This window comes from Bradyrhizobium sp. Crot121 (assembly GCF_059512385.1).
On the sequence record NZ_JCAMOR010000108.1, the window covers coordinates 1 to 19,587 of the forward strand.

Consider the following 19,587-nt stretch of genomic DNA (forward strand, 5'->3'; position numbering starts at 1 on the left):
TTATCTGCTACCTTGTTCACGACTTTTTCCAGGCGTCTTCTAGGCATCACTCGGACTGACCGTCGGTTGTTTGGGAGGGGAACCCACGGTCCGTGCAGCGAAAAGTGCGTAGCGCGGCGGTCATCAATTTCACAAAGGCAACACGACTCTTCTTGTTGGCGAATGCTACGGCCGCCGCTCGACGCCGTGCTTGCGCACGTGGCGGATGACTAGCCTTTACGAACAATTAACTTCTGGTCAGGGTTTTGGCTGTGTCGCATTAGGGTCGATTATGAAAAAGTCGAAAATGCTGCCAAGGCAAAATTCTCGCAAAAACTTGCCGGCGGCAGATTTCTTTCTGAGGACAGGTTCTTCATGCGAAGAAGAACGTCGTCGAAAGGTTCTGTTCAGGTCGATGCGGTCCACCGTGTCTGAAGGCGTCAAACGCATCAGCGGCCCTTAAAAATTTGGCCCCGACAGCGGCGAAGACTTTTTCAACAGAATCGGTCACAAGCGGACTTTGGCTGGCGCCAGCTCAGATCAGCCTTGGACGAATGCCAGACAAGCGCCGCCACTAAGGTGTTCGAGGGAGGCGAGGCAAGAAAAGCTGCGGGCCGAAGCGGAGAAAACATTGGCAGAGCGCAAGCGAGCCGCCGACGCTTTCTAAGCGAGGGCCGAACGGCTTGCGAGGCCCTCGTAGTGAAGGTCTCCGGCGTCACTGGGGAGGCCTTTTGCGAGGAAACGCTCCGCCCGGTCTGCTGTATACATTCACCCTTTTTGCTTTTCTTCTGCGCTTTTTCCATCGGAGCTTTTAGAGCGTTCTTCGAAGCGATCAGCGCCCTTAGCTAGATCGTGCCCCGTCTTGCTCTCGTTTTTCGCTTCTTCCTTAGCAGTCGCCTCGCGCAAGTCTTCAGCGGCCCGATCCCCCGCTTTTGATGATTTTCGTTCGTCTTCCATTTGATGCTCCTTCCCTGATAAAGACGCCTCACCAGGAATAGGTCTAGCCCGGCTCTAACAATTTCCAATCAGATCGCCTGGACATTGTTCCAATTCCGTTGAAGCTGCCTTCAGGAAGTGAATTGCCATCGGGATCCAGGAAATCAGCGGGCACCGGTCGTTTTGGGGTGCTAAACCGTCTCTGGAGAGCGCTAGTGCGCCTCCTGGCGCAAAGCTGACCTCAGTCGAGCCGCGCGGTCCATGTCCGCTTAACAGCGCAAAGCCGACATCGAAGCTTACAAACAGCATGTCCGCTAAGGGGTCAAAAGCGCCGTTTAGGAAGGCAGCCAGTCGCTTCCGTTTTGCCCAGATAAGCAGACCATTTCAGAACTCGCGCGGACTTCGCTTCAGGGCCAACAACCGACATATTCATCCACCTCCAAACCGCGTGATATTTGGCGTAGGCGGGTTCAGGTTTTTTACCGAAGCTAGGCCCGACGGCTTTGAGCGCCAGCACTGTTTATGGGCGGTAACAGTGGCTTGCCGCCATGTCTGGTCGGAATAGATGCCGGCGCCTCGGCGCATCATTGGTCGCGCGAGTTGCAGGCACTCGGCCACACCGTGCGGCTGATGCCGCCGGCTTACGGGCATTTGGGCGGACAACGGGCGTGAGACCGCCCTGGTGCCATAACTCAGAATGTTGATTTCGGGGCTGGACGAAGATGTTCGTATCGCTATTCCAGATACGGCGTCAGCACATCTTCGATCCATTTCATGAACGCGCGGACTCGGCGTGACAGATTGCTCCGATGTGCTACGACGAGGGACGCGGCGATCGCCCGGCGACGAAATTCGGGCATAATCTCCACAAGCGCTCCACTCTCTAAGTATTGGCCAATCCCCAAGAGTGGCGCTTGGATCAGGCCAAGGCCGGCGAGGGCAGCGGCGTCGTAGGTCTGCGCGCTGTTGACGTGTAGCGCACCTGGCAACTGAAGCGTCGCGTAGCTGTCGCCGTCCGGATATTCCCATCCATAGGGCCTTGCGCCCAGTATCGTCGAAAAATGAATGGTCCGATGCTCCTGACGCTGAAGATCTTCCAGCGATCGAGGGACGCCATAGCGCGCCAGATAGGCGGGACTGGCAACGTTGACCATGCGCAACAGGCCCAGTGGACGGGAAATCAGCGTCTCGTCCCCTATGGGTCCAAGCCGCAATACACAGTCGAACCCCTCTTGAACCAAATCGACTTGCCGATCCGTACTCGACACCTCCAGCTCCAACTTGGGGTGAGCCGCCATGAAGTCCGGCAGGGCCGGCACGATCGTCGTGCGCGCCACCTCGGTCGGAAGATCGACCCGCAAACGCCCGCGAAGCGCCACGCGATCGTCTGCAAACATCGAGTGTAGGTCATCGACTTCAGCAAGCAGATCGCGGGCACGGGCATGAAATACCCGTCCGTCTTCCGTCAGCTGCACGCTTCGCGTCGTCCGGTGCAGGAGCCTGGCACCGACATCTTCTTCCAGCTTCCGGACCGCCGTTGAGGCCCTAGCCTTCTGTATGCCCAGACTATCGGCCGCACGGGTAAAGCTCCCCATTTCCGCGACCGTTGCGAATATGAGCAGGGGTTCAAGATTCTGCATTTTCGTGCCTCGGAATTGTTCTCTCTAAGGAGGACAGTGCGTTCATTCTGCCAATATTTATCGTGCCGATTGGAAACAATAAATTCCGACGATGGAGATGCCTCCATCGGAGAATGACGAATGTCCCAAACCATGAATCTGCATCCGGCGCCTGAAGCGATGACCTTGCATCGCATCCTATGGGCCGGCCGAATAATGAGCGCGTTTGTCGTTGTCGCTCTGCTGGCAGATGGCACTATTCAGCTTTTCGCGCCGGCACAGATCGCGAGCATGCTGCAGGAAACCGGGTTCGCGATGGACCTGACCCGTGTCGTGGGTCCGATCATGCTCGCCTGCGCCATCCTTTACGCCATCCCAGCCACCGCCGTCCTCGGCGCGATCCTGGTGACGGGCTTTCTGGGCGGCGCCATCTGCGCCCATGTCCGCATCGGTGAGCTGGGATCGCCACCGGAACTCATTTCCCTGCTTCTGGGTGCGATGACATGGGGCGGCCTCTATCTGCGCGATTCCCGGATCCCGGCCCTACTGCCGCTCATCCATTGAACAACAGGGGCAGTGCTCTGTCCCTCAAAATCGGAGAAAACGCATGTTTTTAGTAGTGGGAATCACGGGAAAAGTTGGCGGCGCAACGGCAAAACATCTGTTGGCGCGCGGCAAGGAGGTACGCGCGCTCGTCCGCAATCGCGAGAAGGCGTCAAGCTGGGCGAACCAGGGCGTCGAACTGATAGACGGCGATTGGAATGACTCGGCAGCTATCGAGTGGGCACTCAAAGGCGTCGAAGGCGCGTTTGTCATGTTGCCGGCTGTGTGGGCCCCGTCGCCCGATTACAAGGAAGCAAAGGGCGTGATTGCGAACTATGTCGAGGCGCTCACCAAGGCGGCACCGCCGCGGGTGGTAGCACTTTCGTCGATGGGCGCGAACAGAGCCAGCGGGCTGGGGATGATCACGGCGCTGTCGCTGCTGGAGCAAGGCTTTCGTGACTTGGCATCGCCAATCGCCTTTGTGCGTGCCGGCGGGTTCTTTGAAAACTTCCTTTACGGCCTGCAAGTCGCCCAGGGTGGCACGCTGCCCGTCTACTACAACCCGACAAACCGAAAATCGACCATGGCCGCAACGAATGACATCGGTGCGGAGGTCGCAGCCCTTTTGACCGGGCCAGCGTGGTCAGCGGAGCGCGTTGTCGAACTTGGTTCGATGGTCAGCGCGGATGAGGTCGCGGCTCAGTTGGGTGAAGTCCTGAATCTCGACGTGAAAGCCTTTGCAATCCCGCGTGCAGCATGGGCGGAGGCGTTCGAACAATTCGGCATCCCGAAGGGCCGCACCGGACCTGCCGAAGAAATGTTTGAGGCGGTGAACGCGGGTTGGATGGACCTCGGAGTCGAGGGTACGGAGCACGTAGCGGGTACGACGTCCGCACGTGACGTCTTCGCGGCGGCCCAGAAAGCCGTGACGGCGTGAACCGCGATGTCCACACCAATGAAGATCGAGATCGAACATGAAGGTTTTGGGTGCGACGGGCGGAGCCGGAGGCTGATCCGTCCGTGACGTCCTGGCGAAAGGCCATTCCATCGTTGTCCCGGAGAGTACATAGGCGAAGACGCTGCTGGCATCCCTCGCGCGGAGGCGGGGGTCAATAGCCAGTTTGCGCTGCGAAAATCTTGGGCCGTCGGGGTCCGCTTGGGGTCACTAACGGACCGCGAATCCGATCAACGACACGTCCGCTTCCTTACGAACATCCGACGTCTTGCGGATATGAGATGTTATGGAAGAACTCAGCCATTGGCTGACGAAGCTGCCGCCCATCCGGCGAAGACCCACTCGATGGCCAGCGCAAACGCACGTTCCTAAAGCATCAGTTCGCGAAGCTCCTCGTCGATCGCCTGCCAGGGTGCGTTGAGATCGACCGTGTAGATGGAGACCCTCCTACCCGCGATCTCATAGCGCTGTCGAATCTGGCGATCCACACGAGGATAGATAAGCACTCCGCTTGCTTGGACATGCCCTACCGGACGCGCATTCAAAAGATAGCTGCATATCTGGTACAGATTGTCGCTGTGAAACTTTTCGCTGCCAAAATAGGACCCTACGCTCCGCTGATAGAATTTGGCATCAATGATGCGATATTCGCCAGGACGGAACGCTGAAATGTCGGTCTGCATTCTCGGCAGCAACCGCAACTCCGGATCTGTCACGCTTGTTGCCTGCCAGGCGATGTTTTCGGCCTTAACCTTCCACTCAGAACATTCGCGCGCGATGAAGTTAAACAGAAACGACTGAAAAAGCAGCGCCATCTTCGCTTCATCTCGCGTGAAGTCTCGAAACTTCGTATCCCCAGTGCGTTCATCCACCAACAAAGATTCAAACACAAGCTTGCAGACATTCAGTAAAAATCGATAGAAGAGATTGTTAGAGGTCACGCGCACGCTTTCGAAATCTCTTGGAGAGAGTCGGAGAGGGCGTATGCCATGTAATAGTTGGGACGTGCGATAGACCCTATGCCGAAGCTTCGGATCCAACTCCTTTAGCTCGAGCAACGCGACCAGGGTTGATTTCAGGATCCGATTCGCTGGTGTGTCGACCGTCAGCTCATCGAAACGGCAATGAGCACGTCCTTGGAAGAACAACGAGCGGCGCAGGCTCTGCGATATGTCGATACGGCCGCGAATTCCGCCAAGCTCTTCGTCGCGAACATCGTAGCTCTGCTCCAAGCCGCGACGAGCCAGATGATGAATGCCATCACAAAGCACAAGAGCAAACAAGTCTGCCAGCTCCGTCGACGGCAAGGAACTGACGTTAATCAAGTTCCCCTGATCTAGTCTGTCCCACGCATAGCAGAGCAAATAGTACAGATTTGCGATCGGAATCGAGGAGCTCATAGCCTAAGCCTTGAGCAACTTCTTGCGCCACTCTTCGGCACGCGCACCCTCATACCAGTACTCTCGGAGCAGAGGAATGATTTCGAGATCAACTACTTCGTTGTAAGCATCTTCGACATCTCCGGTCATGGGGAGATCACAGAAGAAGCTATGCCCGACGACAAAACCCGGTCCCAGGTCCCGATCTTCGGCGATCACTTTGTTCAATTCACTGAAGCTCTGCTTGAGATGCGAGAAGAGATCGTCCGGCATGCCCCTAGACAACATGTGGGATCTGAACTGCTCAGTCTCAAAACCAGGCATGATTGTGAAGAAGTCAAACCGGCGGCGCAGAGCATAGTCGACCAGCGCCAAAGATCGGTCCGCGGTGTTCATGAGGCCGATGATATGAACGTTTCCCGGCACATGGAAGCGTGCATCATCGTCCGTCGAGTACGCCAATTCAACCGCATAGAGCTCTGTTCGCTTATCGCTTTCAATAAGCATCAAGAGCTCACCGAAGACCTTGCTTAGATTGGCCCGATTGATCTCATCGATCACAAAGACGTATGGCCGCGCCGGATCCGCGAGCGCTCGTCGACAGAACCGCATGAAGACGCCGTCCCGCCGTTCAAATCCACTCTCGCCATCGGGCCGATAGCCTTGGACAAAATCTTCATAAGCATACGACGCGTGAAACTGAACCATGCCGACGCGATCTGATTTTAACGATTGAGTAGCGGCTTGCGCCAATCGGCTGGCCAAGAATGTTTGGCCTACCCCTGGCGGCCCTTGCAAAACAATGTTCTTTTTCAACTCCAACCGATGGAGTACTCGTTCAAAGAACTCCCGCTCAACGAAGATGTCCTTCAACAGCTCCGCTAACGATACCTCGTTGATAGGCCGCCCATTAACCGCCTCGACTGTAGAATTGAGCGTTCGCGCGTATCGATCGATAACAGCATCCAGGCGCTCAGTCAGTTTGTTCAGTTCCAGACCGTCGGGTATGACGAAGGCAGCATCTACGAAGGAGTCACCGTAGCGTTCTGCCTCCCTTCCATACTTCTCGCGCAGGAGAACCGCCACAGCGCTCAATTCAGAAGTGTGGTCCCAGCTCTTTTCTGGTGGATTGGTTTCGCTGACGCCCAGAGCAAGGATCAGGACCTTTGCTTCTCGGTAGTAAAGTAGGACCGGATAAATACCTTCGCTTACTTTCTGGCCAGGAGCCAAGAAGGCAACCCAAGGTACTCGAGAGAAAACTCCTTGGCCAAAGCTAACCTTGACCTGAAGGCTGCGATATTCTTTCGGATACTCACTTGTTCGCAAATCTTGGCCGGCATCCGCCTGAGCCAAGAACTTGGAGACGAGATCGCCGATCAAGTCCTTCGGAACGATCGAGAAGCCGAGTTTCCTGAGGATTCTGAATGAAGCTGTATCGTCTCCTCCAGGAAACTCGTTCCGGGGTAGCTCTTTTCCCGTCGCATGTTTGTAAGCCAGCGAAAAAATAAGCTTGGGTGGATATCGCTTTCCATCTTCCACGAGGTCATATTTGGACGACCTCGCATCAGACGGCACTCCACCTGTTTGGAGCTCGTGGATCGCTTCCCGCACATGATGTATGGCTATCGCCGAACTGTCGGCTTGCCAATCCTGCTGCCAGAGCTCCCGAAGTGGGCTTCTATAATAGTCCAATTCCTCCGTGCCATATTCTTGCTCGAGCCTAGCTCTTGTTTGGCGCAGCAGCCTATCAAGCTCTACTGCCGGCAGCTTGTTAGCCTCGGAGGCTGAAATGTCGGCGAAACGCTCAGCAATCGCTCTGCGATCGCCAGCAGAAAATACCCTCTCGAATTCGTCGGGAAACAGGAGATGAAGAATCATGTGTCGGAATTGCCGCGCTTTCGCATCCGGCACGGATTGTAGCCACTCTGCGAATTCCCACGGACTGTCCAGCAGCAGAGCTTGACGATCATCGCTCAGCTGTCGAAACGAAAGAAGAAAATTCAGGCAGAAAGTTAGCTCTCTTGGTCGGTGATTGCTGTACCCAGGGCCCGCGCTCCCAATGCCGGATAGAACATCATCGGCCAGCCATTCACTGGTGGCCGGGTATGGCGACTGTGACCACTCCCAGATGCTTCTGATATTCTCGCGCTTGCGCTCCGAAGAGATGTTGCTGGGACACAACAACAAAAGCCATAGTACTTCTGCTGCCAATTGCTTGACCAGACCGGTGCATCTGCTGAGCTGATCCTGAAGTTTTGCAGAGAAGGGCCGATCAGTTTCATCAGGATTTTGAGTAAAGACCTGATCAAAAACCTGGAGGTTCGCAGTTGACCAAACCTGGTCAGCAGTGAAAATCGAATTGCCCCGTCTTAAAGCGACATCACGCCAGTTCTTCGCGGCACTCAGCGATTTCGGAGCACCTGTTGGATAAAAGCGGCTCACTGCTCCCCCTGATTTTCTGTGCTTGGCGAATCAGGCTTTTAATCTAATCGAGAACGCTTTGCTGAAACACCGCCAGCGCGGCGTGTTGAGCATCGCTGCTATACACGAGCGAAATGCGGCCGCTCGCTTCCGTTCTTAATATCAACAGGGTTTCAGTTCATGGCCGCTGCCGAGAAAGAAATCCCGCAGACCGAATTGCAAGTGCGGAGGGGGTCCGAGGCGGGATATTCTCCGACAGCGAATACGGCTTGAGCCTACCGAAGTTTTCCGGTTGAGCAGGTATCAGTCCGTATTTCCGTCGGTTGAGCGACGGAGATTCAAACTGAGTCCCCAAAAAAGGCTATGTTTCCCGCGAAATGCCGTACCGTACGAATTTGCGGCGTTCTAGGATTCGGAGAAAATCGCGTTCTCCAGCCGCATAGACGGCCCATTTTTGGGATGACCGGCATTCTCCAACGCAAAGAAATGCACGAAAACGGCCGACTTTTTGGGCCTGTCTCCGTTTCTAGGTACGAAATCACGGGGCGAAGTGGCGGTGGGAGGGCGATTCGAACTGTCGGTACGGTTCAGTGAAAGTAACACGAGCTAAATCGCTGAGGACGGTGCATCAACTCACCTCGTGTATGGCCGACCTCTCCGCCGTTAACCTTCGTTAACGAGACCTTTTTATAGGCCACATATTTCCGGCACACGTCTCGTCGCGCGCGAGGTGCCCCGGCCTGTCCATGCCCCCCGGGGGGTAATTTTCGCAAGTCCCGTCATCCGACCCGACGCGGCTACGGCACGCGACCACTCCCGTCGCATCAGCCATAGCCAGCGAGTCCAAGAGTGAAACGTGATCTTTATGCGGAAGTGTCGGCGCGGATCATTGCAGAGCTAGAAGCCGGCGCGGCGCCGTGGATTAAGCCATGGTCCGCAACGCCCGGCGCGAACACTCCATGCAACGCAGTGACCAATCGCCCCTATTCCGGCTGCAACGTCGTTCTGTTGTGGATGGCGCAAGCGGCGGGATATCGCACCCCACGCTTTCTAACATTCAAACAGGCGCTTGAGCTGGGCGGCCACGTGCGCAAGGGCGAGCGCGGCACCAAAGTGTATTTCGTGAAGCAGCTACAGATCCAGGAAGACGCTGAAGACGACAGTGCAACGCGGCTCGTCCCCATGATGCGGGAATACGCTGTTTTCAACATCGATCAATGCGACGGCCTTCCCGACAGCGTCAGGGCAGGCAAGCCGTCGCGCGTTCGCAATCCCGACCACCGCGATGACACAGCCGACGAATTCTTGCATTCAACTCGGGCTGACATCCGCGAGGGCCACGGTGAAGCGTACTACGTGCCAAGCCGAGATTTTATCTCCATGCCGGCATTCGAGGCCTTCAACGGAGCCGATCATTTCTACGGCACGGTGTTCCACGAACTTTCGCACTGGACGGCACACAAGAGCCGTCTTGACCGCGATTTGAAGAACCGCTTCGGCTCGCGCAATTACGCGGCGGAAGAACTGATTGCGGAGCTTGGCGCCGCGTTCCTGTGTGCAGAATTTGGCTTTGATGGTGATCTCCGGCACGCCGGCTACATCGCGACCTGGATCGACTTCCTGAAGGCCGACAAACGGGCCTTCTTCACCGCCTGCAGCCAGGCGTCACGGGCTACGGACTACCTGCGTGGCATGGCGTTGGCCGAGCCGGCGGACCTCGCTGCGTGAGGCGCTGCCATGTCTCGGCCCGAAAGCGCCCATGAGGCGTTCTTCGACACAAACCCGGTGACCGGCGCCCGCATTGAGATTTTCTACGCGGATCGATCGCTGGAAAGCTTCGGATGGCGCGGCGCGGGTTGGTACTGGTGCCAGCGGCGGCGCGGATTCGCGTCTAAAGGACCCGCGATCGGGCCGTTTCCAACGAGCTACTCAGCGTATCGTCACGCCGCGATTTCGGTGGCGGTAAGCGGCGAATGCTCTACTGCCCAGACGAGCCTGAAGGCGGATGCACCACGCAAGAAAGACGCCGCCATGCTTCCATATTGCTTCCACCGCGGTTGCGTATGGAGGCATCAGGCTTTCGAGGGTTGGAAAAGCCATTGTGTTCAAATGGTTGCTGGCGCGCCCGGAACGATTCGAACGTCCGACCCTCAGATTCGTAGTCTGATGCTCTATCCAGCTGAGCTACGGGCGCGTTTTCGCGTGAGGGGCAGAAAAGCCCGGGTGCATCCGAGGAGGCTCGGAGGCATCAGCGAAAGAGCGCTCTAGCTACAGGGTCCCGGTCCGGTTGGCAAGGGTCTGGGATGGGGGGTCTCCGGGTTGATTTGAGCGGAAAGTGCGCCCAAGGCAGTGAAAGTCCGGAGTTTACAGCTATTCCGGCATACGCCTCAGGCCCGTGCGCGCTCGGTGCGGACGATCTGGAGTTCCACCGGGCGGTCGGGGATGGCGATGCGGAAGGTGGCGCCGATGGTACCCTCGACGAGGTTGATCTCGCCGTCATGGGCACGGATCAGTTCGGCGGCGATCGCGAGGCCGAGCCCGCTGCCGCCGGGGCGGCCGGACGTCTGGAACGCCTCGAACAGGTGATCGCGGGTCTTCTGGGGAACGCCGGGCCCGGTGTCGGAGACCTCGATGATCGCGACCGTCCCCTCGCGGCGGCCGGTGATGCGGATCTGCTGGGCGCCGCCGTCGGTTGCCGGACGGCTCTCCAGCGCCTGCGCCGCGTTGCGCACGAGGTTGAGCAGCACGCGGAACAGCTGGTCCGGATCGGCGTCGATCGCGAGCCCGCGCTCGATGGCGCTGATCCAGGTGATCGAGGCGTCCGAGGCAAGCCCTGCCGATTCGCGCACCTCGACGACGACGGGCTCGACCAGGATCATGCGGCGGTCGGGAGCGGCCTCCTGGGCGCGGCCGTAGGACAATGTCGACTGGCAGAAGGCGATGGCGCGTTCGAGTGAGCGCAACAGTTTCGGCGCGAAGCGCTGCACCCTGGGATCAGGGACGCTTGCGAGCTGATCGGACAGAAGCTGCGAGGAGGCAAGCAGGTTGCGCAGATCGTGATTGATCTTGGAGACGGCGAGCCCCAGCGCCGCCAGCCGGCTCTTCTGATGCAGCATCGAAACCAGGTCGCGCTGCATGTCGGAAAGCTCGCGCTCGGCGACGCCGATCTCGTCGCCGCGTTGGCTCGGCACGATGATCCGCGCCGAACTTTCGGGGTTTTCGTGGAAACCGATCAGGCTCGCGGTCAGCCGCCGCATCGGGCGCACGAACAAATAATGCAGGGCGAGATAGACCAGGCCCGCGGTGAGCCCACCGATCAGCAGCGCGACGATCAAGACGTTGCGGGAGAAGCGGTACATCGCCTGCCGCAACGGCTTCTCGTCGATCACGACCTCGATGAACTGCGCCTGGCCCGGCGCCGGTCCGACCACGCGGATGGTCTGGTCGCCATGCTCCAGCATGATCTGGAACGCATCGACGATCGCCGACCACACCGACATCTCGCGCATGTCGACGTCATGGTCGATCGCAGCCGGCAGGTCGGCGCTGGCGAGCAGCCGCCGCTGCTGGCCCATCTTGATCGCCACCGCACGGGCGCCGATGCTGGTCAGGATCTGGCGCGCCAACGATTCCGGGACATAGCCGGACGGCGCGGCATCGAGCACCAGCGCCGCGGTGTTGGCCGCGGCCAGCCGGTCGTTCAGCCGGTTCATCCGGAAGTTGGCGATCGCGGGCACATAGATCAGCATCCCGGCGATCATCACCAGGGGGATCGTGAGCAGCAGAAGCTTTCCGGACAGGCCAAGCCGGTACACCGGCTGCGCCCGAGACTTCTCCGTCGTCGGCTGATCGTCGGTCACTGACACGATATAGGCCTTCTTTGGCGCATGTTCAGCATGCTGCCGTGCACCATCGCCGGTCAAATTACGGATCGCTAATGTAAGCCGGTTCCATGTGCCCCGGATGCAGCCGGCTAACGCCGGGCCACATAGACAACAACCCCACAGAATCAGGACTATTTCCGCGAATTACGACCTTTCGAAGAACCGCTTTTGCCGCGCTGGCCGACATTGACGAAAAGGAGGCGCTCCCGTATAAGCCGGGCAAATTGTCCGCGATGGCCCGGTTTTGCCGGGGGCGGCTCATTTGGGGCCGCGAATGGCCCATTCTGGGCCAGCCAGCATCATCGGACCTATCTCAATTCATCGGCAGATTGCCTGTTCAGCGGAGAACGACCCGTGAAGCGGACTTATCAACCCAGCAAACTGGTGCGCAAGCGCCGCCACGGCTTCCGCGCCCGTCTCGCCACGGCCGGTGGCCGCAAGGTCCTCGCTGCGCGCCGCGCGCGTGGCCGCAAGCGTCTGAGCGCCTGAGCCCGGGCGTCTTCCGGAGATTCTAAATGGATCGGCTAAGGCAGCGGGCGGACTTCGTCGCCGTTGCCAATGGCGCGCGGGCGAGCAGCCCGGCCTTTGTGCTGCAAGGCCGCGCCCGTGATGATGACGGCCCGATCCGCGTCGGCTTCACCGTCACCAAAAAGAACGGCACCGCTACCGAGCGCAACCGCATCCGGCGCAGGCTTCGCGCGCTGATACAGCGGCTCGACGTCATACCGATGCGGCCACATCATGATTATGTGTTAGTCGGCCGCCGGGATGCACTAACCCGCGACTTCGCGGCCATGCTCGACGACCTCCGCACAGCGCTCCGCCGCCTCGACCGGCAACCGGCCAAAAGCGGCCGCAGCCAGAATAATATAAAGAGCGGCGGCAACCGGAATTGAATGACGAGACCTTGAAGAGATGACCGACAACCGCAACACCATCATCGCCGTCATTCTGTCCGGCCTGGTGCTGATCGCCTGGCAATATTTCTACAACGTGCCACAGATGGAGAAGCAGCGCGCGCAGCAGCAGGCGCAGACTGAACTGCAGAAGCAGCAGACGCCGCCGGCGCAGCAGACAACCCCGGGCACCGCGCCGCAGCCGGGATCGGCGCCTTCGCCTTCGAGCGCGCAACCGGCCTCCGGCGCGCCGGTCGTCAGCCGCGAAGCCGCGATCGAGTCCAGCCCGCGCGTCAAGATCGACACGCCCACATTGTCCGGCAGCATCTCGCTGAAGGGCGCGCGTATCGACGATTTGTCGCTGGAGAAATTCCGCGACACCGTCGACCCGAAATCACCACCGATCGTGCTGTTCTCGCCGTCGCAGACCGCCGCGCCCTATTACGCGGAATTCGGCTGGGTGCCGGCGACCGGCGCCACGGTGCGGATGCCCGACGCGACCACGGTGTGGCAGCAGGAGGGTTCCGGCGCGCTGACGCCGACTAATCCGGTCACGCTGAAATACGATAATGGCGAAGGCCTGACCTTCCGCCGCACGATTGCGATCGATGACCGCTATCTCTTCACCATCAAGGATGACGTCACCAATGCCGGCAGCGCCCCGATCACGCTCTATCCCTACGCGCTGATCTCGCGCCACGGCACGCCGCAGGTTTCCGGCTATTACATCCTTCATGAAGGCCTGATCGGCTATCTCGGCGATCATGGCCTGCAGGAATTCGGCTACAAGAAGATCGACGACGCCAAGCGGGTGAACTTCAGCGCCACCGACGGCTGGCTCGGCATCACCGACAAATACTGGGCTTCCGCACTGCTGCCGGACACCTCCGCCAAGCTGCAGGCGAGCTTTTCCTCCGATCTGGTCAACAACAACAGAAGGTACCAGACCGATTATCTGCTGGAGCCGCAGACCGTCGCGGCCGGCGCCACGGTCACCGCCAATGCGCGGCTGTTCGCCGGCGCCAAGGAAGCCGGGGTCGTCGGCATCAACTTCCCGCTTGGGCCGGGCGGCTACAACCGGCAGCTCGGTCTCAATCATTTCGATCTGCTGATCGACTGGGGCTGGTTCTACTTCATCACCAAGCCGATGTTCCTGGCGCTCGACTGGTTCTATCGCCTGTTCGGCAATTTCGGCGTCTCGATCCTGCTGGTGACGGTGATCGTGAAGCTGTTGTTCTTCCCGCTCGCCAACAAGTCCTACGCCTCGATGGCGAAGATGAAGTCGATCCAGCCGCAGCTTGCCGCGCTGAAGGAGCGCTATCCGGACGACCGGGTGAAGCAGCAGCAGGAGATGATGGAGATCTACAAGAAGGAGAAGATCAACCCGATCGCGGGCTGTCTTCCCATCGCGCTGCAGATCCCGGTGTTCTTCTCGCTCTACAAGGTGCTGTTCGTCACCATCGAGATGCGGCACGCGCCGTTCTTCGGCTGGATCAAGGACCTGTCGGCGCCGGATCCGACCAACCTGTTCACCCTGTTCGGCCTGATCCCGTTCGACCCCACCACGATCCCGGTGTTCGGCCATTATCTCTGGCTCGGCATCTGGCCCATCATCATGGGCATCACGATGTGGTTCCAGATGAAGCTCAATCCGACGCCGCCGGATCCGACGCAGAAGATGATCTTCGACTGGATGCCCTTGATCTTCACGTTCATGCTGGCCGGCTTCCCGGCAGGCCTGGTGATCTACTGGGCCTGGAACAACCTGCTTTCGGTGGCGCAGCAGAGCTACATCATGCACCGGAACGGGGTGAAGGTGGAATTGTTCGACAATCTCAAGGCCACCTTCGCGAAGAAGGCGACGTAGCGCCGTCATTGCGAGCGCAGCGAAGCAATCCATGCCTCAGCAAGTGGCGCTATGGATTGCTTCGTCGCTTCGCTCCTCGCAATGACGAAATGAGATCTTTCCCACATGACCGCCGAAACCGATGCGGAGCTGATCGAAGCGGGGCGAAAACTGTTCGCCGGCGACTGGCACTTCATCTGGGCCGCGCCGTCGATCGAGACGCTGCCGCCTATGGCGGGGCTCGAGGTTGCCTTTGCCGGTCGCTCCAATGTCGGCAAGTCGAGCCTGATCAACGCGCTCACCGGCCGCAGCGCACTCGCGCGCACCTCGCACACACCCGGACGCACCCAGGAACTGATCTTCTTCGAAGGCCCTGAGAAAGCGGGCTTCCGTTTGGTCGACATGCCCGGCTATGGCTATGCCTCCGCACCCAAGGCAAAAGTCGCGTCCTGGACCGCGCTGATCCATAAATTCCTGCAGGGCCGCGCCACCCTGGCGCGGGTCTATGTTCTGATCGATGCCCGCCATGGCATCAAGGATGTCGATCTCGATGTCCTGAAGACGCTCGACAAATCGGCCGTCAGCTACCAGGTGGTGCTGACCAAGGCGGACCAGGTGAAAGCCTCCGAACTCGCCGCCCGCATCGAAGAGACCGCGGCCGCGCTGGCGAAACACCCCGCCGCCTTTCCGGATGTCTTGGCGACCTCCTCGCGCACCGGCACCGGCATGCCGGAATTGCGTGCCGCGATGGTGCGCCTGCTCGAAGAGCGCCGCGGATGAACAGCCTGCATCGAATCCTACTGGTCCTGGCCGGCATCATGGGCGCCTGTGGCGTGATGCTGGCGGCCGGATCCGCCCATCTCGCCGATGCGACGCGGCTTGCAGCCGCCTCGTCGATGCTGCTGTTTCATGCCAGTGCGGTGCTCGGGGCAATCGCCCTCGTCGGGCGCGGCTTGCTGAACCGCGCGATCGGGACTGTTTCAGCGATCGGCTTCGTCATCGCCGCGTCATTGTTCGCCGGCGATCTCTGCCTGCGCCAATATGCCGGTCACGGCCTGTTTCCAATGGCCGCGCCGACCGGCGGGACGCTGTTGATCGTGAGCTGGCTGGTGCTGGCGCTTGCGGCAGCATGGCCACATCGGACTTAACCCTTCTCCCCTTGTGGGAGAAGGTGGCGTGGACGCAGTCCACGCCGGATGAGGGGTCTCTATCCGCGGAGACAGACCCCTCACCCGGCTTCGATGCTTCCGCATCGAAGCCCCCTCTCCCACAAGGGGAGAGGGTGAACAGCGCTTTGCGCCTCGCGCGCCAATCAGATAGAACCGCGCCCGACGCCGCTTTCTGGGAATAGCGAGACCCGCTCCATGACCGACACGAAGATCAGCCCGCTCGACCAGGCCCGCATCCTGTCCGAGGCGCTGCCGCATATGCAAGAATATGACGAGGAAACTATCGTCATCAAATATGGCGGCCATGCCATGGGCGCGGAGGATACCGCCAAGGCGTTTGCGCGCGACATCGTGCTCCTGGAGCAGACCGCGATCAATCCGGTGGTCGTGCATGGCGGCGGGCCGCAGATCGCGACCATGCTCAAGCGCCTCGGCATCCAGTCCGAGTTCGCGGCGGGCCTGCGCATCACCGATGCGGCGACGATCGAGATCGTCGAAATGGTACTGGCCGGCTCCGTCAACAAGCAGCTCGTCGGCTATATTAACGAGGCCGGCGGCAAGGCGGTCGGCCTCTCCGGCAAGGACGGCAACATGGTGAAGGCGTCGAAGACGACGCGCACCATGATCGATCCGGGTTCCAACATCGAGAAGGCGATCGATCTCGGCTTCGTCGGCGAACCGGAGAAGGTCGACCTGACGCTGCTCAACCAGCTCATCGGCTATGAGCTGATCCCGGTGCTGGCGCCGCTGGCGACATCAAAGGACGGCCAGACGCTGAACATCAATGCCGACACCTTCGCCGGCGCTGTGGCCGGCGCCTTGAAGGCTAAGCGCCTGCTGCTGCTCACCGACGTGCCGGGCGTGCTCGACAAGTCCAAGAAGCTGATCCCGGAACTATCGGTAAAGGATGCGCGCAAATTGATCGCGGACGGCACCATTTCCGGCGGCATGATCCCGAAGGTCGAGACCTGCATCTACGCCCTGGAGCAGGGCGTCCAGGGCGTCGTCATCATCGACGGCAAGACGCAGCATGCGGTCCTGCTGGAGCTGTTCACCGATCAGGGGACAGGCACGCTGATCCATAAGTGACCAGGTCCTACTATTCACCGTCATGGCCGGGCTCGTCCCGGCCATCCACGTCTTTTCAGCAGCAACCGCGTGCGAAAGGCGTGGATGCCCGGGCCAAGCCCGGGCATGACGAGGCGAGGGTGAGGAGATCGCGCCGGTCCCTTCTAGCTCAAGTGCTGATGGCGGTGCCGGCCGCGGCGCTTTCGTTCTTGCTTTCCTCCGCGCCGGCGCGCGCCGACCTGAAACTCTGCAACCGCATGAGCTACGTGGTCGAGGCCGCGATCGGGATCGACGACAAATCGGCGACCGCGACGCGCGGCTGGTTCCGCATCGATCCCGCCGCCTGCCGCGTCGTGGTGCAGGGCGCGCTTACCGCCGACCGCGTGCTTCTGAATGCGCGCGCGCTCGGCGTCTACGGCGCCTCGCCAATCCCGCAAAACGGCACCGACACGCTCTGCGTCGCGCAGGACAATTTTGCCATCGCCGCCGCCCGCCAGTGCCGCAGCGGCCAGACGCCGGCGCAATTCACGCAGATAACGCCGACCCAGTCCGAGGACGGCAACCTCGTCGCCTATCTCGCCGAAGGCTCCGAATATGACGAGGAGCAGGCGCGGCTTGCCGGCATCCAGCGTTTGCTCGTGATCGCCGGCTATGATGCCGCGCCGATCGACGGCGTCGACGGGCCGAAGACGCAAGGAGCGCTGTCGGCATTCCTCAAGAGCCGCGGCCTCTCCAGCGACGTCGTGCAATCGCCGAATTTCTTCACCACCATGATCGATGCCGTGCAGAAGCCATCCGCGACCGGACTGACCTGGTGCAACGACACGCCGCACAAGGTCATGGCGGCGGTGGCGACCGACGACGGCAAGGCCGTCACCAGCCGCGGCTGGTATCGGATCGATCCCGGCAAGTGCCTGCATCCCGACGTCACCGGCCAGCCGAAGCAGATCTTCTCCTTCGCCGAAGCCGTCGATGCCGAGAACCGCACCATCCGCTTGAAGGACAGGCCGCTAAACTGGGGCGGCGCGACGCAGCTCTGCACCCGCGAGAGCAAGTTCGAGATCGCCGAGCAGGGCGATTGCGCCACCCGCGGGCTGGCCGCAGTCGGCTTTGCGCCGGTCGACATGACCAGCGGTGGCAAGACGCTGCGCTTTGCGATGCCGTGATAACATCAGCCGTCGTCCCGGCGAAAGCCGGGGCCCATAACCATAGGGTTTAGTGATATGCGAAGCTGTAACTGCTTGCTCGCGCCACAACACTTCCCTGTGGTTATGGGTCCGCGCGCCCCGGGCGCAATTGCGCCCTAGGCGGGGACGACGCGTTGAGAGAGTGGTGAAAATGTCCCGCGCCTTCGACCATATCGACACCTGGGTGTTCGACCTCGACAACACGCTGTATCCGCATCACGTCAACCTGTGGCAGCAGGTCGATGCGCGGATCGGCGAGTTCGTCAGCAACTGGCTGGGCGTCACGGCGGAAGAAGCCCGCCGCATCCAGAAGGACTATTATCTCCGCTACGGCACCACGATGCGCGGCATGATGACCGAGCACGGCGTCCGCGCCGACGACTACCTCGCCTATGTCCACCAGATCGATCACTCGCCGCTGGAGCCGAACCCGGCGATGGGCGCCGCGATTGCAAGGCTGCCCGGCCGCAAGCTGATCCTGACCAACGGCTCGACCGACCATGTCGGCGCGGTGCTCGCGCGTCTCGGCATCGGCGCACATTTCGAGGCGGTGTTCGACATTATCGCCGCCGAGCTTGAGCCGAAACCGGCGCCGCAGACCTATCAGCGCTTCCTGGCGCTGCACGACGTCGATCCCGCCAACGCCGCGATGTTCGAGGACCTCGCGCGCAACCTGGTCGTGCCGCATCAGCTCGGCATGACCACGGTGCTGGTGGTGCCCGACGGGACGCAGGAAGTCGTGCGCGAGGACTGGGAGCTCGAGGGCCGCGACGCCGCTCATGTCGACCATGTCACGGACGATCTGACGGGGTTCTTGCAGAGGCTCACGTAGCTCTCCCCGTCGTCCCCGCCTAGGGCGCAATTGCGCCCAGGGCGCGGGGACCCATATGTGGACGGCCCCCGTGGCACAAGAGCTTTTGAGGTGATCGGATCGCTTGCATCCATATGTCCGGCCTGTTTGATGCGATCGGATGATCGCTGGCCAAGATGGGATGCGCGAGGCGAGCTCCAAACAACCTGGCGACCTGCTGGCGGCCAATGGGTCCCACGGAATGTCTCGCCTCGTTGATTGATCGATCGCTCCATCTGCTCTTGCAGCTTCCGGGTCGGCCGGCGCGCGAGCCCGCCGGTCGGCCAATCTTTGTCAGGCGGCGGTTGCCGGCATGGCATTCATCCGCGCCGCGTCGTAGCTCTCGCCGGTCACCATCAGCTTCCAGGCGATGCGGGCCACCTTGTTGGCGAGTGCCACGGCGGCCAGCTTGGGCGGCTTGCGCTTGAGCAGCGCGACCAGCCAGCCCCAGGGATGGCCGCGGCCGCGCCGCGCCTGCTGGATCACCGCGGTCGCCCCGATCACCAGCAGGCGGCGCAGGTCCTCGTCGCCGGCCCGCGTGATCTTGCCGAGCCTGGTCTTGCCGCCGGTGGAATGGTCCTTTGGTGTGAGGCCCATATGCGCGGCAAAGTGCCGGCCGGAGCGGAACGCGGCTGGATCGGGCGTCTTCATCACCATCCTGGTCGCAATGATCGGGCCGATCGAAGGGATTTGCGCCAGGCGCCGGCTGACGGCATTGGCGCGGTGCCAGGCCAACAGCTTGGCCTCGATCTCCTTCAGCTCGGTCCCGAGCCTTGCGTATTCACGCCCCTGCACCACGAACAGCTCACGCGCCAGCTCCGGAAGATTCTCGTCCTGCGCAATCCGCGCCAACAG

The 19,587-nt window shown here is 60.5% G+C and carries 17 protein-coding genes, 1 tRNA gene and 1 pseudogene; 12 read left to right on the forward strand and 7 right to left on the reverse strand.

Translation table 11 applies throughout. The features are described from left to right. Positions 1–747: 747 nt before the first annotated feature. Positions 748–936, reverse strand: coding sequence for a hypothetical protein (locus AC5ZGW_RS41725; RefSeq protein WP_130226096.1), 189 nt, complete (start codon positions 934–936; stop codon positions 748–750). A gap of 519 nt (positions 937–1,455) precedes the next feature. On the opposite strand from AC5ZGW_RS41725, the pseudogene AC5ZGW_RS41730 reads away from it, so the two are divergent. Further along, positions 1,456–1,560: pseudogene (locus tag AC5ZGW_RS41730) on the forward strand (IS110 family transposase); the annotation flags it as partial. Between the two features lie 89 nt (positions 1,561–1,649). Here AC5ZGW_RS41730 and AC5ZGW_RS41735 read toward each other — a convergent pair. Beyond that, positions 1,650–2,555 (reverse strand): LysR family transcriptional regulator, encoded by a 906-nt coding sequence (locus AC5ZGW_RS41735; protein ID WP_130226095.1) that lies wholly within the window; start codon positions 2,553–2,555, stop codon positions 1,650–1,652. 120 nt (positions 2,556–2,675) lie between these two features. On the opposite strand from AC5ZGW_RS41735, the gene AC5ZGW_RS41740 reads away from it, so the two are divergent. After that, positions 2,676–3,098 carry a DoxX family protein gene (locus tag AC5ZGW_RS41740; protein WP_130226094.1) on the forward strand — a complete coding sequence of 141 codons (423 nt, stop codon included), beginning with the start codon at positions 2,676–2,678 and terminating at the stop codon, positions 3,096–3,098. A 43-nt stretch (positions 3,099–3,141) separates the two neighbouring features. After that, on the forward strand, positions 3,142–4,014 hold the full coding sequence (locus AC5ZGW_RS41745) for an NmrA family NAD(P)-binding protein (protein WP_130226093.1): 873 nt from the start codon (positions 3,142–3,144) through the stop codon (positions 4,012–4,014). Positions 4,015–4,400: 386 nt separating this feature from the next. Here AC5ZGW_RS41745 and mcrC read toward each other — a convergent pair whose 3' ends face one another. Both mcrC and AC5ZGW_RS41755 read right to left on the reverse strand, forming a co-directional pair. After that, positions 4,401–5,432 carry a 5-methylcytosine-specific restriction endonuclease system specificity protein McrC gene (mcrC, locus tag AC5ZGW_RS41750; protein WP_130226092.1) on the reverse strand — a complete coding sequence of 344 codons (1,032 nt, stop codon included), beginning with the start codon at positions 5,430–5,432 and terminating at the stop codon, positions 4,401–4,403. A gap of 3 nt (positions 5,433–5,435) precedes the next feature. Continuing rightward, positions 5,436–7,853 carry an MrcB family domain-containing protein gene (locus AC5ZGW_RS41755; protein ID WP_130226091.1) on the reverse strand — a complete coding sequence of 806 codons (2,418 nt, stop codon included), beginning with the start codon at positions 7,851–7,853 and terminating at the stop codon, positions 5,436–5,438. 828 nt (positions 7,854–8,681) lie between these two features. On the opposite strand from AC5ZGW_RS41755, the gene AC5ZGW_RS41760 reads away from it, so the two are divergent. After that, entirely contained in the window at positions 8,682–9,560 is an 879-nt protein-coding gene (locus AC5ZGW_RS41760) for an ArdC family protein (RefSeq protein WP_130226090.1), read from the forward strand. Positions 9,561–9,949: 389 nt separating this feature from the next. Here AC5ZGW_RS41760 and AC5ZGW_RS41765 read toward each other — a convergent pair. Further along, positions 9,950–10,026: transfer RNA gene (locus AC5ZGW_RS41765), tRNA-Arg, on the reverse strand. A gap of 193 nt (positions 10,027–10,219) precedes the next feature. Next, positions 10,220–11,698: a sensor histidine kinase gene (locus tag AC5ZGW_RS41770; RefSeq protein WP_130226089.1), complete on the reverse strand. Its 1,479-nt coding sequence runs from the start codon at positions 11,696–11,698 to the stop codon at positions 10,220–10,222. Between the two features lie 372 nt (positions 11,699–12,070). Between AC5ZGW_RS41770 and rpmH the strand changes: the two genes are divergently transcribed. The 8 genes from rpmH (at position 12,071) to AC5ZGW_RS41810 (ending at position 18,714) form a co-directional block, all read left to right on the forward strand. After that, positions 12,071–12,205 carry a 50S ribosomal protein L34 gene (rpmH, locus tag AC5ZGW_RS41775; RefSeq protein WP_008542748.1) on the forward strand — a complete coding sequence of 45 codons (135 nt, stop codon included), beginning with the start codon at positions 12,071–12,073 and terminating at the stop codon, positions 12,203–12,205. 26 nt (positions 12,206–12,231) lie between these two features. Continuing rightward, entirely contained in the window at positions 12,232–12,612 is a 381-nt protein-coding gene (gene rnpA, locus AC5ZGW_RS41780; protein WP_130226088.1) for a ribonuclease P protein component, read from the forward strand. A gap of 19 nt (positions 12,613–12,631) precedes the next feature. Next, positions 12,632–14,479, forward strand: a complete 1,848-nt coding sequence (gene yidC / locus AC5ZGW_RS41785; protein WP_130226087.1) for a membrane protein insertase YidC — start codon at positions 12,632–12,634, stop codon at positions 14,477–14,479. A 105-nt stretch (positions 14,480–14,584) separates the two neighbouring features. Then, complete coding sequence (gene yihA / locus AC5ZGW_RS41790; RefSeq protein ID WP_130226086.1) at positions 14,585–15,238, forward strand: ribosome biogenesis GTP-binding protein YihA/YsxC; 654 nt, start codon at positions 14,585–14,587, stop codon at positions 15,236–15,238. Beyond that, positions 15,235–15,606 (forward strand): DUF423 domain-containing protein, encoded by a 372-nt coding sequence (locus tag AC5ZGW_RS41795; protein ID WP_130226085.1) that lies wholly within the window; start codon positions 15,235–15,237, stop codon positions 15,604–15,606. Before yihA ends, AC5ZGW_RS41795 begins: the two co-directional genes overlap by 4 nt. A gap of 216 nt (positions 15,607–15,822) precedes the next feature. Further along, positions 15,823–16,716 carry an acetylglutamate kinase gene (argB, locus tag AC5ZGW_RS41800; RefSeq protein WP_028167331.1) on the forward strand — a complete coding sequence of 298 codons (894 nt, stop codon included), beginning with the start codon at positions 15,823–15,825 and terminating at the stop codon, positions 16,714–16,716. 158 nt (positions 16,717–16,874) lie between these two features. Further along, the gene (locus AC5ZGW_RS41805) at positions 16,875–17,861 is read left to right on the forward strand and encodes a DUF1036 domain-containing protein (RefSeq protein WP_130226084.1); all 987 of its coding nucleotides are present in this window, start codon (positions 16,875–16,877) and stop codon (positions 17,859–17,861) included. A gap of 163 nt (positions 17,862–18,024) precedes the next feature. Further along, positions 18,025–18,714 (forward strand): pyrimidine 5'-nucleotidase, encoded by a 690-nt coding sequence (locus AC5ZGW_RS41810; protein WP_165435227.1) that lies wholly within the window; start codon positions 18,025–18,027, stop codon positions 18,712–18,714. Between the two features lie 312 nt (positions 18,715–19,026). Here the strand turns inward: AC5ZGW_RS41810 and AC5ZGW_RS41815 are convergent. Further along, positions 19,027–19,587: IS110 family RNA-guided transposase (locus AC5ZGW_RS41815; RefSeq protein WP_496114095.1), on the reverse strand; the 561-nt coding region annotated here is incomplete at its 5' end.